Genomic DNA, 15,013 nt, shown 5'->3' with positions numbered 1-15,013 from the left:
CTTCCGAATAGCAAAATGAAGTATTTTTACGCCCATGTATTTTTCAGACATCATCGGGCAGGATGCAACGCGGCAACAGCTGCTGCATGCCGTTACACATAACCGTCTCAGTCACGCCATGATCATGCTGGCGCCCGAAGGCGCCGGGGGATTGCCCGTAGGGCTTGCTTTTGCGCAATACCTCGTGTGTGAAGACCGCCGGGAGCAGGACGCCTGCGGTGAATGCGCCGCCTGCAAGAAAGCCGCTCAGTATATTCATCCGGATATTCATTTCTCCTATCCCGTTATCCCCCGTAAAGCCGGCGACAAGCCCCTCAGCAGCGACTATGCCGCCGAGTGGCGGGAGTTCATCGCGCAGCAGCCTTATGGCAATGCGTACGACTGGCTGCAGTTCATCGGGGCAGAAAACAAACAGGGCAATATCACCGCGCATGAATGCCAGGACATCATCCGCAAACTCAGCCTGAAAAGCTTCGAAAGCCCCTTCAAGATACTGCTGATGTGGATGCCGGAATACCTCGGCAATGAAGGCAACCGCCTGCTGAAGCTGATAGAAGAGCCGCCGGCCCAAACCATTTTTATACTGGTAGCCGAAAACCAGGAACAAATACTGGCCACCATCCTCTCCCGCACGCAACTCATCAAAATAAATCCCCTGTCGAAAAACGACGTGGTAAAAGCCCTCACGGAACGTAACCAGGCGCCGGAACAACGCGCCCGGCAGATCGCCACCATCGCTTCCGGCAATTACCGCGAAGCGCTGCAACTGCTGCAACATTCCGACAACGATTACCACGAAATGTTGCGCGCCTGGCTCAATTGCATTTTCATGCAAAACCGGAAAGGGTTGCAGGAATGGGTGGATAACATCGCCAGCGCCAAAATGGGCCGCGAAAATCAGAAACAGTTCCTCCGGTACTTTATCAATGTGCTCGAACACAGCCTCCGCCTGCAGTATATGGACAAAAGCCAGCTGGCCTTCTCGGACGAAGAGGTGGATTTTGCGGAAAAACTTAAAAAACTGGCCGATCTCGGGCAGATGCAGCAGCTGATGGAGGCGCTGGACAATGCTTTCTATCATATTGAAAGGAACGCCAACGGCAAGATCCTCTTCCATGCGCTGTCCATCCGCCTGCAGTACATTTTTAAGGGAAAGCCCCTGCCGGTCTAGCTATCAACAATTTCCCTTACCTTTGTCCCTTCATTCCCTATGCTCACTTTTGATTATGAAAGTAAATATGTACTTTTAGTGACCTGGGAATGCAGGGATAATCATTTTTTCATAAAAAAATAAACCGTAATATATGGCTTGTGCCGGATGTGGTACGGGTGCGGAAGGGAAGCCGTCGGGATGCAAGAGTAATGGAGGATGCAGCAGCGGAGGTTGTAACAGATTGAACGTGTTCGACTGGTTGTCCAATATACCCTTGAGTGATAGCTTAGCACCATTTGACATTTTAGAAGTTAGTTTCAATAACGGAAGTCGCAAGGATTTCTTTCGCAATTCCACCAAACAGGTCTTTGAAAAAGGCGAAATGGTGGCCGTGGAGGGCATTAGTGGTTTTGATATTGGCATGGTCAACCTTACCGGCGAGCTGGTAAAGTTGCAGATGAAGAAAAAACGGGTGGAAGATACGCCCGAAGTGAAAAAACTGCTGCGCCGCGCGTCTCAGGAAGATATGAACCGCATGTCCGAGAACAAGAAACGCGAGCATGACGCCCTTATCAAAGCGCGTGTGATCGCCCGCAATCTTGGGCTGGAAATGAAGCTGGCTGAAGTGGAAATTCAGGCCGATGGCCGTAAAGCCACTTTTTTCTATACGGCGGACGACCGTGTGGACTTCCGTGAATTGATCAAGATCTATGCCTCCGAATTCCGGGTGAAGGTGGAAATGCGCCAGATCGGCGCCCGCCAGGAAGCCGGCAAGGTAGGCGGCATCGGCAGCTGCGGCCGCGAGCTTTGCTGCTCCACCTGGCTCACCGATTTTAAATCCGTGAACACCACCGCGGCGCGTTACCAGAACCTTTCCATCAACCAGGCCAAGCTTTCCGGCCAGTGCGGCCGCCTCAAATGCTGCCTCAACTATGAGCTGGACACTTACCTGGACGCCCTGAAAGATTTCCCCGACGACTGCGATACCATAGAAACCTCCGGCGGCAAGGCCACCTTGCAGAAGCGCGATATCTTCAAGAGCCTGATGTGGTATTCCTACGACAACAGCAGCAAGCAATACCCGCTGACCATTTCCCGCGTGAAGGAGATCCGCCAGCAGAACAAGCAGGGGATCAAGCCGGAAGAGCTGAAAGCCGTGGAAGTGGTGACCACCAAACCCAAGGAAACCGATCTTGGTTTTGCGGACGTGGTAGGCCAGATCAGCCTTCGTTCACTGGAAAAAGCCTCGCAGAAGCGCAAGCAGAAATCCCGCGAGAAACACAAAGAGCAACAGCAGAAAGACAATAAAGGCAAAGGGGGACAAAAACAGCAAGAGCAAAAGCCCCGCGGCGAGCAAAAAGAGCAGCAACGGCAACGTGGGCAGGATAACCGCCAGCAGAAACCGCCCCGTGAAGGAGGACGCCCGCAGCAAAAAGGCGGCGAACGCCCGCAACAGCAGCAGCGCCCCGATCGTCCTGACCGTCCGGATCAGAAAGGCGACAGGCGCGAACAGCAAGGGCAGAAACGTGAGCAGCCGCAAGGTGGCGAACAACGCCAGAACCGCGGTGAACAAAAACGTGAGCAAGGCCCGCAACAACGGGAAGGCCGCGAACAGCGCCCTCCGCGCCCCGAAAACCGGGAGCCGCGCGAACCACGTGAGCCGCGTGAGCCCAAACCGCAACAGCCTGGCGGACAAGGCGGTAACAACAGGAACCGCAACCGGCCGCCACGGAAACCGGATGCCAAACAATAAAAGTTACCATCAGACCGTATTATAGGATGAGGCTGTATCAACAATCGATACAGCCTCTTTTTATTCGGGTTCCTGTTTAGCGCCGGTTTCAGTGTATGCGATCTACAGGGCCTGGTATTTACGCATAAGTTTTTTTCAGGCTCCTGAGATTTACAGGACCTGTATTTACTTTTGATCCTCTTTTTTCAGCATGATCGGATTCCCTCCCCGGCATAGTACCATCATCACTATGGAAGACCGCAGCCCCGCGGAGCAATTGCGCATTACCCGCAGGGCCATGGAGCAATTGGGATGGGAGATCTCCGAAGTCAGCCCGCAAAACATCACCGCATTCACCCGCTTCAGCTTCCGTTCCTGGAACGAGCAGGTCAGCGCCGCATTCACGGAAGACGGCGAGCTGAGCCTTTTCAGCGCGTCCACCGGCGCGCAGGTGCTCGACTTCGGGCGTAACCGACAGAACATCAAACGGCTGCTCGGCGCCATTGAGCAGGTAGCGGAAACCTTCACGCCCGAAGAAGCAGCCGCGGAAATTCCCGCCATCGCCACGCACCGCCTGAGCCACAGCAGGCCGGTGGTAAAGGGACCATTCGGCGTATTCAAACCCGTCAGCGGATATTTCATCACCCCCATCCTCATCGGCATCAATGTTTTCATATACCTGTTGCTGGCGCTGGTCACGCTGTACCGGGGAGGTTCCTGGTGGATGATCGATACGGAGCTGCTGGAAAGGTTCGGCGCCAACTACAAGGAAGTAACCCTGTTCGGGGAGCCGTGGCGCCTGCTCAGCGCGGCTTTCCTGCATGCGGACGTGCTGCATCTGTTTTTCAATATGTACGGTATCATGATCTGCGGCGTGTATCTCGAACCGCTGCTGGGTAAAGGACGGTACCTGCTGGTATATATTTCCTGCGCCATCATCGCGGGGCTGGGCAGCCTCTGGTGGTACGACATCACGCCGTCCATCGGCGCATCCGGCGCGCTGTTCGGCCTGTTCGGGTTTGTTTTCACTTTGCTGTTACGCCGGTTCCTGCCACCCGGCGAGCGCCGCGCCTTGCTGATCAGCATCGGCATCTACATCGCCCTGCGCCTGTCCCTCGTTTTCTTCGCCAGCCACATCGATCACGCGGCGCATATCAGCGGACTGCTGACAGGCATGCTCCTCGCGCAGCTCATGTACGCCGGTCTGAATAATCCGCTTCATCAGGCAAAAAGCACACTGGCGGCGGCTTCCATCGTTCTGGCGATAGCCGGTTCCGTTTACTTCATCCTCCCCCGCGATGTAAGCATCTACATTACAAAAGTGCAAACGCTCGGATATAACTTCACCATGGCACAGGGCAGCTACAGCGTGGGCTCGGAAAAAGCGCGGGAAAAATGGCTGCAGAATTTCGGCATTTATTATATGGATGAAAACCTGCGCATTATGGACGAGATCGATGCGCTATCCCTTAGCAGGGACGCCCGTGAACGGAACAGGATCATGCGGCAGCTTTTTCTTACGCAACGGAATATGTTCGCCTACAGCTACAAGACCTTGCGCGAGGGCAGGAATGCGTACGACAAACAGATCATCGACGCGCTGCACGACATGAGCAGGATGCGGAAAGAGCTGAACTGGTAAGTGCTTATTTTTCCTCCTCGAAATACAGCTTGTAATAGTGCATGCCCCGCTCATCATCATACCCCCTTTCGATCATCTCACGGTTGCCGTGGATGTAAACGTGGAAGTTCCTGTCCAGCTTGAGAATGCTCTTGAACACCCGCTGCTGCTTTTTAACGGCCGGGCTTGAAATATCAAATTCATCCGGCACGTCCAGCCGGTATTCATCCCTGAAATGCTCGCGGTAATTGCGGAAAGCGTCCACCGCATCCGGGTGGCCCAGTACTTCTTCCGCAAATTCCTCCACCTGGAACTGCTCTTTTTCCTTGAAGTAAGTGGCGGATTTTTTCAGCAGCTCGATCTGGTCTACCCGGTTCATCTCAAATTCTTCCGGCAGTTTTTTCTGGATGAACTGCTGGCAGAGGTTCACCATCGTTTCGGTCTGGTGATAGCTGTCCTCCCGCCGCTGCACCTGCAGGAACGCATCTTTCCAGTAGACCGCTTCGTTCTGCTTGCTGATGCTGTCCACAATGCTCACCTTGTACCCTTCCTCACGGCCGGCATTGAACACCAGGCAGCCTTTGTCCAGCTTGTTGATGTTGATCCCGTCATCATAATTCACTTCATAGTTGTCATTACTGAGAAAGACCTTCAGGTAGGTATCGCGGTTCTCCGACTTGAAAATGCCGATCGCTTCCACCTCTTCCCCGTCTACCTGGCATTTGGAAAAATGCACGATGTACAGCTCTCCGCCCTTGATCTTGGGGTGGGTGGAATGTTTATAAAGATGCTTGGCGATGTTGACCGACTGCTCCTGGAAGTTTTCCGCGTCGTCGAAGATCAGGCTGCAATATTTATATACTTCATTCAGCTGGATGTCCGCCTCATGATAAAACCTGAAATATTCCGCGTTATTGGTGAATGGCTGGATGAAATAGCTCAGCAGCAGGGTGCCGATGGTTTCGTCTTTCAGCTCCAGTGGCTGTTGCGACAGCACCAGCGGATCTTCGTTCGTGGCGTTGCCCACCTTGTGGATGGTAAGCCTTTCCAGGTCTTTTATGTCCGATACGTGAATCATACGGGCTGCAAATTAGGCGCATTTGGAAATTTTACATCAAAAAAAATTAATTTACTCCCATGAAAAATATACTTGCCGCCATTTGCCTGCTTGGCGTGACCTCCGCCTCGGCCCAGGACGCCCTGTACACCGCGAAGGATTTTACCGCAGAAAATCTTTTTTCCAGTAACATCGAAGGCCCCGCCTTTGATAAATCCGGGAATCTCTACGTCGTGAATTTCGGGCAGGACGGCACCGTGGGCGCCATCAGCAAAGACGGCACCGGCGAAGTATTCGTTACCCTGCCGGAAGGGAGCGTTGCAAACAGCATTCAGTTCTCCCGCAAGGGCGGAGATATGTTCCTGGCGGATTTCAAGGGACATAAAGTGTTGAAGGTGGACATGAAAAGTAAAAAGATCAGCACCTACCTGCACAATCCCGCATTCAACCAGCCAAACGACCTGTGCATCAACAAAAAAGATATGCTCTACGCCTCCGACCCCAACTGGAAGAACGGCACCGGCAAGATCTGGGCGATCCTCAAAGGCGGCCGCCCCTTTTTGCTGGCGGACAGCCTGGGCACCACCAACGGCATAGAGCTGAGCCCCGATGAAAAAGTGCTGTACTTCAACGAAAGCGTGCAGCGCAAAGTCTGGAGATACGATGTGGCGGAAAACGGCGCCATCTCCAACAAAAAGCTCCTGGCCGTTTTCCCCGACTTCGGCCTGGACGGCATGAAGTGCGACAAAGCCGGCAACCTCTACATCACCCGTCACGGTAAAGGCACCGTAGTAGTGCTTTCTCCCGCCGGTGACCAGATACGGGAGATACCGCTGAAAGGGAAATTATGCAGTAACCTGGTGTTTGGGGGTGAGGATGGGAAGACGGTTTTTGTGACGTTGCAGGACAGGAAGTGTATGGAGATGTTCAGGGTGGAGATTGCGGGGAAGGGGTATTGACTTCATAAAAAAAGCCGCAGGCTAAAAACCCGCGGCCCAATATTGCGATAGAAATTCTTACGTATTCAACCCCCCGCAAACACTGATCACCTGCCCCGTCACATACGCCCCCATATCGGAAGCCAGGAACAGGCACACGTTCGCGATATCTTCCGGTGATCCGAACTTGCCGAGCGGTATCTGGTCCAGGTAGGCTTTCGCGCCTTCCCCGTCTTTCAGGTAGTGGGTCATGTCCGTTTCCACGAAGCCGGGCGCCACGGCGTTCACGCGGATATTGCGGCTGCCGATCTCCTGTGCGATGGATTTGGAGAAGCCGATGATGCCTGCTTTGGAGGCGGCATAGCTGCTCTGGCCCGCATTTCCCTTGATGCCGATGATAGAGCTCATATTGATGATGCTGCCGCTTTTGGCTTTCATCATCGGGCGCATCACCAGTTTCGTCATATTGAAAACGCTCTTCAGGTTGATGTCCATCACCTCGTCCCACTGCTCGGCGCTGAGGCGCAGCAGCAGGTTGTCTTTTGAAATACCGGCGTTGTTGACGCAGATGTCAACCGTACCAAACTCTTTCACCACATCATTTACCAGCGCTTCGCAATCTTCGAATACGCCGGCATTGCTTTTATAGGCTTTTGCTTTCACACCTTTGGCGATGAGCTTCGCTTCCAGCGCTTTTGCTTTTTCGTCCGAGCTAACATAAGTAAATGCAACATGGGCGCCTTCATCCGCAAATTTCAGCGCGATCGCTTCACCGATCCCGCGGCTGGCCCCCGTTACGATGGCTACTTTGTTGTTGAGTAATTTCATTTTTAACAGATAGGTTTAGCTTTAATTTGATGAACGAAGGTAATAGAAAATTATACCATCGTTCAGTGTTTTTCAATAAAACGCAGGATCTCTTCCAGCACGTTCCTTTCATTGTTCAGGCGCGGCACTTTATGCTGGCCGCCCAGCTTGCCTTTGCTTTTCAGCCATTCCGTGAAGGTGCCGGCGTCCAGCACATGAACGGTGGGGCGGTGCAGCGCGATGTCTTTATGCCGCTTTGCTTCGTAGTCCGAGTTGATGGCCTTCAGCGTGCCGTCCAGCACATCAATGAAGCGTTCCATATCGGCGGGCCTGTTCTCGAATTCGATCAGCCATTCGTGCCCGCCGTTGCCGGCGTCGCTGAAATAGATCGGCGCGGCCGTATAGTCGTTCACGGTGGCGGCTGTTTCTTCGCAGGCTTTCGCTATGGCTTTGTCCGTATTATCCACGATCAGCTCTTCGCCGAATGCGTTGATGAAAGATTTGGTGCGGCCGCTGACGCGGATGCGGAACGGCGACAGGGAAACGAACTGGATAGTATCTCCCACGAGGTACCGCCAGAGGCCGCCGTTGGTGCTGATGATGAGGGCGTAATTCCTGTTCAGCTCCACTTCGTGCAGCTGCAGGGTACGCGGGAAATCCTTCCCGTATTCTTCCATCGGCATAAATTCGTAAAAGATGCCATGGTTGAGGAACAGCAGCAGCCCTTCTTCACCGATCACGTCCTGCGCGGCAAAGAACCCTTCGGAAGCGTTGTAGGATTCCAGGTAGCTCATGCCCGGCTTGCGGATCAGCTTTTTGAACTGCTCGCGGTACGGCGTGAAGCTCACGCCGCCATGGGCGTAGAGTTCGAGGTTAGGCCATACGTCCGCGAGGTTGTCCGTTCCCGTCAGCTCAAATATTCTTTTGATCAGCACGATGGTCCACGTGGGAACACCGGCGATGGAAGTTACATTTTCGTGGATCACCACGTTGGCCATCCGTTCTATCTTCTCTTCCCATTCGTCCATCAACGCGATGGACAGGTCCGGCGTGCGGATCATGTGCCCGTAGAACGGCATGTTCTGCAGCATCACGGCGCTCAGGTCGCCATAATAGCTGTCGCTGTCCGGCGAGAGCCTGTTCACCTGGTGGCTGCCTCCTATCACGAGGGATTTGCCGGTGAGCACATCGGAATCCGGGAAGTTGTTATAATAGAGGGAAAAAACGTCGCGGCCGGAGCGGTAGTGGCATTCGTCGAGGCTTTCGCGGGAGATGGGGATGAACTTGCTTTTGTCTGCCGTGGTGCCGCTGGATTTTGCGAACCATTTGATGGGGGTGTTCCAGATCACGTTCTGTTCGCCTTCCATGACGCGCTGGATGTAGGGCTTCATGGCTTCGTAGTTGTGAACGGGCACCCTTTGTTTGAATTCATCCAGTCTAAAGATATTGGAGAGACCGTATTGTTTGCCAAATTCGGTGTACTGTGCAGCGCTGAGCAGGTTCTGGAATACCTGCTGCTGAACCTGCAGCGGGTATTGCATAAAGTGCTCAATGCGGCCCATGCGTATTCTGGCCAATTGTGACAGCGCTGGACTTAAAATCTTCATACCAGGTTTTAACTAGGGTTTTGATAGGTTATTGATTCTTAGCTGCTTCATCGAGGTAATCTTTCCTGCGAAGAACGAAATTCTGACCAAGATACACTTTTCTTACCTGTTCATCTTCAGCCAGTTCCTCGGCTGTTCCGGCTTTGAGGATCTTGCCTTCAAAGAGGAGGTAGGCCCGGTCTGTAATGGAAAGTGTTTCCTGCACGTTGTGGTCTGTTATGAGGATGCCGATGTTCCGGTACTTGAGTTTCGCCACGATGCCCTGGATGTCTTCCACGGCAATGGGGTCGATCCCGGCGAAAGGCTCGTCCAGGAGAATAAACTTGGGGTCTACGGCCAGGGCACGGGCGATCTCCGTTCTGCGGCGCTCACCGCCGCTCAGTACGTCACCCGGACTTTTACGCACGTGTTGCAGGCGGAATTCGCTGAGGAGGGATTCCAGCTTGTCTTTCTGCTGCGCCTTGCTCAGTTTCGTCATCTCCAGTACGGCGGCAATATTGTCTTCCACGCTCAGCTTGCGGAATACGCTGGCTTCCTGGGGCAGGTAACCGATGCCCATCTGCGCCCGCTTGTACATGGGCAGCTTGGTGATGTTCTCCTCGTTCAGGAACACCTCCCCTTCATCCGGCTTGATCAGCCCCACCACCATATAAAACGTTGTGGTCTTCCCCGCTCCGTTCGGGCCCAGCAAGCCCACGATCTCACCCTGCGTAACCTCCACGGACACGTGGTTGACCACCGTCCTGGTACGGTAACGCTTTACCAGCTGCTGCGTATGTATTCTTAATGCCATATGATTGAAACTTAGCAAAAATAACAAAATAGGTGAATGGAGAGCGGTTTGGGCCGCTATTAGTTAATTATTGCGCTAAATACTATTTTTGCGGGGTTTTAGACGAACATCCTTTTTGATATGAAACCGAGCATGATAATGCGAGGTTCCATCAGGTCGCTAGAAAATCAATTATTAACTGATGAAAGTCACTGAACATATTGCACAGGCAAAGGACACGCTGATCTCCTTCGAGATACTGCCGCCGCTCAAAGGCAAGAGCATTGAGTCTATCTACGATCACCTGGATCCTTTAATGGAGTTCAAGCCTTCGTATATCAATGTAACTTACCACCGCAGCGAGCATATGTTCAAAAAACGGGCGGACGGCTCGTTCGACAAGGTGGAGATCCGCAAGCGCCCCGGCACTGTAGGCATCTGCGCCGCCATCATGAACCACTATACGGTAGACGCCGTGCCCCACCTGATCTGCGGCGGCTTCAGCAAGGAAGAAACGGAAAACGCCCTGATAGACCTCAACTTCCTCGGCATCGACAACGTGCTGGTGCTGCGGGGGGACGCACCGAAGAATGAAACCTTCTTCGAGCCCCATCCCAACGGCCACCGCTATGCCATCGATCTGCTTCAGCAGGTTGCGCATATGAACAACGGCATTTATCTCGAAGAAGACCTCATGGGCGGCGTCAAAACCAAATTCTGCATCGGCGTGGCCGGCTACCCGGAAAAACACTTCGAAGCCCCCAACATGGCTACGGACATGAAGTACCTGCAGCGGAAAGTAGAAGCCGGCGCGGACTACATCGTCACCCAGATGTTCTTCGACAACCAGAAATTCTTCGATTTTGTGGCCAAATGCCGCGAAGCGGGCATCAAAGTGCCTATCATCCCCGGCCTCAAGCCGCTCACCACCAAAAAACAGCTGACGATATTGCCGCGCACTTTTCATGTGGACATGCCCGATGACCTGGCCGTTGAAGCGCTGAAATGCAAAACGGACAAAGATGTGGAGCAGGCCGGTACGGAATGGCTCATCCAGCAGTCAAAAGAACTGAAGGCCGCGGGCGTGCCCGTGCTCCACTATTATACCCTGGGCAAGCCCCATGTGATCCGCAAAGTAGTAGAAGCTATCAGATAAAAAAATTGCCATGCGTAGATACGCGATGGCATTTTTTCCCTATAACTGTCACACCTTTTGTTTGAAAAACTTATTGGTGAAGAATGTATTGCTGCTATTAAGACGCCGCAGGATGTCTTTACCCCCATCCGGCACAAAAAAAGAAAGCCGTCCCGCGTCAAAAACGGGACGGCTTTCCTGTTATATTTTTTCGCGGATCAGTAATCCTCCCGGTTGAAGAGAAAGCCCACACTTACCGCGAAATACCTGTTCCTGCTGGTAGTAAGATCGTTTTTGTCCGCATCCGTCATGCCCCGGCTGTAATTGGCGCCGAGCATGATGCCGTTATTGAATTCAAAACCGACCGCGAAGTTGGCGCCTGCATCCCAGGGATTCATGCGCACCACGGCCAGGTTATCGTTCGCCTCGCGTGAAAATTGCACCTCCTTTGAATCGTTGCTGACGTTACGTCCATTCTGAACGATATCGTAATGATACCGCCCGCGCAGGCCGGTTGCGATATATGGGCCCAGGCCCGCGGTGATCTTGCCGCCGGGTAACGTAAACTTATACACGAAATTCAGGGGCAGCTCGAGGTAGTTGAGTTGCAACCTGCTTCCGGCAGGCAGGTATGCGCCGGACAGCTCAGGCTTCACCGGCCGCTCGGCGTTGTAATTGGTACCCTTGGTGATATAGCGGATCACCGGCTGAAAGTACAGTCCTTCGTACACCGGTACGTTGATGACCAGGTCCAGATGCCAGCCGTGAAATGTCGTGTGGTCCCCATCGAGGTTAGAGCCGGTCTTCCCGGTCATTTCCAGGTCCGCCGCCGTGTAGCCGGACCGCAGCCCCATACTTACCTGTCCTTTTGAATGAAATGTAAAGATCGATACAATAAAAAGCAGTAAAACTCTTTTCATATGGAGGTTTTTAATAGGGGGTTTAAGTAATAGGAAAGTAAGTGCCGCTGCGGATATGGATGCAACGGAGATCGTAGATGTATGCCTGTCCTGTATGCCTCTCGAGAATTCAGGTCAAACATACAGCAATAATATTCAAAATAAAAGCACCCTTCAGACAGCGACGGTCAAATAATAATAAAATAACTCAGTTCATGGGTGCCAGGGTTATTATAACATCGGCAAAGAGGAAATGGTTCATAACGTGGTAAAAAAAACCGGCTGGCCTGGCATTATAGATTATTGCAATGCCTAACCAGCCGGATCATTAATTCATTAAGGATTAGCGGGCGCCGAACTTATATCCAACGGACACGCCAAAAGAAGTGTTCCGGAAGGAGTTGTCGTTGTCGCCATCACCAAGGCCGTTCACCAGTCCGAGGTCTGTATGCAGGCCCACGTTGAAGCCCATCGGAAATTCATATCCGACCTGGAAGTTAGCGCCGGCGTCCAGCCTTTTGAGCTGACCGGGGTCACTCCCCCACTCGATGTCGGTGCTGGCCTCATTGTCGCCACCGTCGACTTTCGTCTTGCCGCTAAGGCCGTAAGCCAGGTAGGGGCCAAGGCCGATGAAAAGATTACCTGCTCCAACCTCCGGCTTGTACATGAAGTTGATAGGCAGCTCAAGATAATTCAGACGGGTCTTCAGGTCCACGTCGCCATCTGTCAATTTCCCGCCTTTCCCTACATAAAGCAGGCTTGGCTGGATGTAAAACTCATCTGCCAGCGGCAGGTCTACGGTTACGCCTGCACGCAGGCCGGTGATCAGCTTGCTGGTTTCTTTATCTCCTGCCTCTTTACCTGTGTAACTGGAGAAACTGGGCCCTGCCGTCACGCCGAATTTTACCTGTGCAAAGGATGCACCGGCGATGAGCAGTGCAGCTACGGAAAACAGTACTTTTTTCATGATTTGCTTTTGTTGTTTTAGAAAAACTTTATATGTCAGGATGAAATGGTATGCTATTTAAATAATGCCTTTTTGCAAAAATTGTTTAACGGTTGCCTCCAAGAAGATAACCAACGGAGAAAGCCCAGACCCTGTTCTTGCTTTTGTCGTTATTGCCATCGTCCGAACCGGACAGGATCTTACCGAAGCCCATTCCATACTGGGCAGACAGCAGGAAATTGCCGAACTCCACGCCAGCCAGGATGTTGCCGCCGTAATCGAAGCGTTTGTATTTGTCATAGCCCTGGTTGGGGTCGTCGTCGTTGAAGGGGGTATCGTCGTCCCATTTGATGTTGTCTTCGCCTTTTACTTCGCCGAGAACAGGGTTGCTGAAAGTGTATTTATTCTGCCCGCCTACGCCAAATGCCGCGTAAGGGCCGATGCCGAGGAATACCTTGGTTTCACCGCCTACGGGGATCTTGCCGACGAAGTTTACGGGAATCTCGATGTAACGGGGGTTGGTTTCTGATCTGAAATAGGTGGTGCTGCCTTCATCCCCTCTTTCCAGCTTGGAACCTTTACCGGTATAAAAAACGCCCGGCTGGATGGAAAGGATCTCGGAAAGAGGCAGGTCCGCAATGGCGCCTATATGAAAAGATGATAAAGACCTACTGTCGTCAACAGCGCCGCTGTTGGTAGTGGTGATATTTGCCACGTTAAGCCCGCCTTTGATACCAACCCGCACCTGGGCCATGGCTGCCGCCGAAACGCCAACCGCCAGTAGTGAGAGCACAATCTCTTTCTTCATAACCAATAGTTTTGATGTACGAAGACAAATCCAAAGACTGTGCCAAAGGAATGTTAAAGGCTTATAGCCGGTTGAGAATCATTTTGTTACAAGACAAATATACTAGTGGTTGGATGACCTTTGGAGGAATTCTTCCAGTTGTTCCACACCGAGCCGTTTAGCGAGTATCTTCTTGTTTTCATCCAGCAGGTATACGAGCGGCGTGCTGTAAACATCATAGAAGCGGCGGTAGTTACTTTTATAGCCGGGGTCCCAGGCATGTATCCAGCCTTTCAGTTTTTTATCATGGATAAACTTTAGCCATTCTTCCTGCGTTCCTTCCGTTTTCACGCCGAACATCACCGCGCCTTTCTTTTTCCAGCTGGCATTAAAAGCGGAGTCCAGCCTTGGCACTTCGGTGATGCAATGCCCGCAGGTTGGGTCCCAGAAAACGAGGATCGTATATTTTGCCTTGATATCGTACAGGGACGCGGATTTGCCGGAGGTGTCCTGCAGTGGCAAGGGCGCGCCTTTCTGCCCGATCAGGTTGGGAGCGATGGTATAGGCGCGGCTGATGATCTTTTCGTTTTGCTCGTCCGTTACCCAGTAAGCCCGTTTTGTAACGTAATATTTCTCCACCAGGTGCACGAACACCGCGTCCATGCCCATGATGGGCGAGGATTCGTAATGCAGCGTCAGCCACCATACCAGGAACTTGAAGCTCTCCTTGTCGTTCCCCGTTTTTGCGATCAGCGCGTCCGCTTCCGAGATCACCGAATCCGGCACCGGCGCTACCAGTTGTGAAAAGTAGCGGTTCAGTCTTGTTTCGATGATGGGCGTCCGCACGAGCCGTCCGTCCGCCAGGTCCACATCGTCCCAGTAATGCGCTTTGTAATAGCGGTAGGGATAGGTGGAGTCCAGCGTGCCGTCCGCTTTCTTTGGCATCGGCTTTACTTCCGGTTCGCGCATGGACCGGAAAATGGCGGCCAGTAACGACTTCGGATGTTTGGCTACTACGTTGTTGCGGTATTCCTGGAGTTTTTTGCCGAGTTGTTCGGAAAGCGGGGCCACTTTGGCCGAGTCCGCCGCTGTGCGGGCCGCGGCCAGCTGCCGCTGTATCTCTTCGCGCGCGGGGCCCTGCGCCGATAAAAAGCGGTTATAGGCCGTGAACATCTCGTTGTCCGCCGAGCCGGAAAATACCGTTTTTTCCAGCAGGCTGCTGGTATCGGCTTCCACGGAAAAGGTCTGCACCTCGTCCATCAGCATTTCGAAATACTTTTTCTTGCCCGGCAGAACGATGAGGTAAATGCCGCCCGGCTGTTTTTCCGCACCTTTCAGAACGGCCACGCCATTCTCGTTGATGCGCGCGGAGTCCATCACATAGGTCGTTTTGCCCATGTAGTGGCCGAGGTAAAGGTACCCCGACTGATAACCCCTGATCTTTACGGTGATCTCATATCCCTGCGCCTGCAGGGAGAAAGCGCTGCAAAGGCAGCATAATAAGCATAGCAGATTTTGCATAGGTGCAATAAAAGTAAGGAAAACCGTCCTACCTTTGC

General features: G+C 52.8%; 13 protein-coding genes. 5 read left to right on the top strand and 8 right to left on the bottom strand.

The genetic code is table 11. The annotated features are described in order from the left end of the window. The first annotated feature begins 34 nt into the window (after window positions 1-34). The 3 genes from CCY01nite_RS07690 (at window position 35) to CCY01nite_RS07680 (ending at window position 4,527) form a co-directional block, all read left to right on the top strand. On the top strand, window positions 35-1,171 hold the full coding sequence (locus tag CCY01nite_RS07690) for a DNA polymerase III subunit (RefSeq protein WP_146859364.1): 1,137 nt from the start codon (window positions 35-37) through the stop codon (window positions 1,169-1,171). 256 nt (window positions 1,172-1,427) lie between these two features. Next, window positions 1,428-2,906, top strand: coding sequence for a PSP1 domain-containing protein (locus tag CCY01nite_RS07685; RefSeq protein WP_246129880.1), 1,479 nt, complete (start codon window positions 1,428-1,430; stop codon window positions 2,904-2,906). 229 nt (window positions 2,907-3,135) lie between these two features. Continuing rightward, the gene (locus tag CCY01nite_RS07680) at window positions 3,136-4,527 is read left to right on the top strand and encodes a rhomboid family intramembrane serine protease (RefSeq protein ID WP_186830957.1); all 1,392 of its coding nucleotides are present in this window, start codon (window positions 3,136-3,138) and stop codon (window positions 4,525-4,527) included. A gap of 4 nt (window positions 4,528-4,531) precedes the next feature. On the opposite strand, the gene CCY01nite_RS07675 is transcribed toward CCY01nite_RS07680, so the two are convergent. Next, window positions 4,532-5,584 carry a nucleoid-associated protein gene (locus CCY01nite_RS07675; protein ID WP_146859358.1) on the bottom strand — a complete coding sequence of 351 codons (1,053 nt, stop codon included), beginning with the start codon at window positions 5,582-5,584 and terminating at the stop codon, window positions 4,532-4,534. Window positions 5,585-5,643: 59 nt separating this feature from the next. Between CCY01nite_RS07675 and CCY01nite_RS07670 the strand changes: the two genes are divergently transcribed. Beyond that, window positions 5,644-6,522 (top strand): SMP-30/gluconolactonase/LRE family protein, encoded by an 879-nt coding sequence (locus CCY01nite_RS07670; RefSeq protein ID WP_146859356.1) that lies wholly within the window; start codon window positions 5,644-5,646, stop codon window positions 6,520-6,522. Between the two features lie 57 nt (window positions 6,523-6,579). Here CCY01nite_RS07670 and fabG read toward each other — a convergent pair whose 3' ends face one another. The 3 genes from fabG to lptB all read right to left on the bottom strand — a co-directional run bounded on the left by fabG (window position 6,580) and on the right by lptB (window position 9,708). Further along, entirely contained in the window at window positions 6,580-7,329 is a 750-nt protein-coding gene (gene fabG, locus CCY01nite_RS07665) for a 3-oxoacyl-[acyl-carrier-protein] reductase (RefSeq protein ID WP_146859354.1), read from the bottom strand. Window positions 7,330-7,391: 62 nt separating this feature from the next. Further along, a complete protein-coding gene (locus tag CCY01nite_RS07660; RefSeq protein WP_146859352.1) occupies window positions 7,392-8,915 on the bottom strand; it encodes a GH3 auxin-responsive promoter family protein in 1,524 nt (507 codons plus the stop codon). Window positions 8,916-8,943: 28 nt separating this feature from the next. Next, entirely contained in the window at window positions 8,944-9,708 is a 765-nt protein-coding gene (gene lptB / locus CCY01nite_RS07655) for an LPS export ABC transporter ATP-binding protein (protein WP_146859350.1), read from the bottom strand. Window positions 9,709-9,889: 181 nt separating this feature from the next. On the opposite strand from lptB, the gene metF reads away from it, so the two are divergent. Next, window positions 9,890-10,843 carry a methylenetetrahydrofolate reductase [NAD(P)H] gene (gene metF, locus CCY01nite_RS07650; protein ID WP_146859348.1) on the top strand — a complete coding sequence of 318 codons (954 nt, stop codon included), beginning with the start codon at window positions 9,890-9,892 and terminating at the stop codon, window positions 10,841-10,843. Between the two features lie 197 nt (window positions 10,844-11,040). Here the strand turns inward: metF and CCY01nite_RS07645 are convergent, their stop codons facing one another. The 4 genes from CCY01nite_RS07645 to CCY01nite_RS07630 all read right to left on the bottom strand — a co-directional run bounded on the left by CCY01nite_RS07645 (window position 11,041) and on the right by CCY01nite_RS07630 (window position 14,975). Further along, a complete protein-coding gene (locus CCY01nite_RS07645) occupies window positions 11,041-11,742 on the bottom strand; it encodes an outer membrane beta-barrel protein (protein WP_146859346.1) in 702 nt (233 codons plus the stop codon). A gap of 322 nt (window positions 11,743-12,064) precedes the next feature. Further along, on the bottom strand, window positions 12,065-12,688 hold the full coding sequence (locus CCY01nite_RS07640) for a porin family protein (RefSeq protein WP_146859344.1): 624 nt from the start codon (window positions 12,686-12,688) through the stop codon (window positions 12,065-12,067). A gap of 85 nt (window positions 12,689-12,773) precedes the next feature. Next, entirely contained in the window at window positions 12,774-13,475 is a 702-nt protein-coding gene (locus tag CCY01nite_RS07635) for a porin family protein (protein ID WP_146859342.1), read from the bottom strand. Window positions 13,476-13,577: 102 nt separating this feature from the next. Continuing rightward, on the bottom strand, window positions 13,578-14,975 hold the full coding sequence (locus tag CCY01nite_RS07630) for a TlpA family protein disulfide reductase (protein WP_146859340.1): 1,398 nt from the start codon (window positions 14,973-14,975) through the stop codon (window positions 13,578-13,580). Window positions 14,976-15,013: the final 38 nt, after the last annotated feature.

The sequence above is a fragment of the Chitinophaga cymbidii genome (assembly GCF_007992715.1).
In the GTDB taxonomy this organism is placed as follows: domain Bacteria; phylum Bacteroidota; class Bacteroidia; order Chitinophagales; family Chitinophagaceae; genus Chitinophaga; species Chitinophaga cymbidii.
This window is presented reverse-complemented; position numbering and strand designations above follow the sequence as displayed.

Excerpts from the sequence above, each read along its gene's own strand:
- CCY01nite_RS07690 (WP_146859364.1), top strand. The coding sequence starts at position 35 with ATGTATTTTTCAGACATCATCGGGCAGGATGCAACGCGGCAACAGCTG.
- CCY01nite_RS07680 (WP_186830957.1), top strand. The coding sequence starts at position 3,136 with ATGGAAGACCGCAGCCCCGCGGAGCAATTGCGCATTACCCGCAGGGCC.
- CCY01nite_RS07675 (WP_146859358.1), bottom strand. The coding sequence starts at position 5,584 with ATGATTCACGTATCGGACATAAAAGACCTGGAAAGGCTTACCATCCAC.
- CCY01nite_RS07670 (WP_146859356.1), top strand. The coding sequence starts at position 5,644 with ATGAAAAATATACTTGCCGCCATTTGCCTGCTTGGCGTGACCTCCGCC.
- fabG (WP_146859354.1), bottom strand. The coding sequence starts at position 7,329 with ATGAAATTACTCAACAACAAAGTAGCCATCGTAACGGGGGCCAGCCGC.
- CCY01nite_RS07660 (WP_146859352.1), bottom strand. The coding sequence starts at position 8,915 with ATGAAGATTTTAAGTCCAGCGCTGTCACAATTGGCCAGAATACGCATG.
- lptB (WP_146859350.1), bottom strand. The coding sequence starts at position 9,708 with ATGGCATTAAGAATACATACGCAGCAGCTGGTAAAGCGTTACCGTACC.
- metF (WP_146859348.1), top strand. The coding sequence starts at position 9,890 with ATGAAAGTCACTGAACATATTGCACAGGCAAAGGACACGCTGATCTCC.
- CCY01nite_RS07645 (WP_146859346.1), bottom strand. The coding sequence starts at position 11,742 with ATGAAAAGAGTTTTACTGCTTTTTATTGTATCGATCTTTACATTTCAT.
- CCY01nite_RS07640 (WP_146859344.1), bottom strand. The coding sequence starts at position 12,688 with ATGAAAAAAGTACTGTTTTCCGTAGCTGCACTGCTCATCGCCGGTGCA.
- CCY01nite_RS07635 (WP_146859342.1), bottom strand. The coding sequence starts at position 13,475 with ATGAAGAAAGAGATTGTGCTCTCACTACTGGCGGTTGGCGTTTCGGCG.
- CCY01nite_RS07630 (WP_146859340.1), bottom strand. The coding sequence starts at position 14,975 with ATGCAAAATCTGCTATGCTTATTATGCTGCCTTTGCAGCGCTTTCTCC.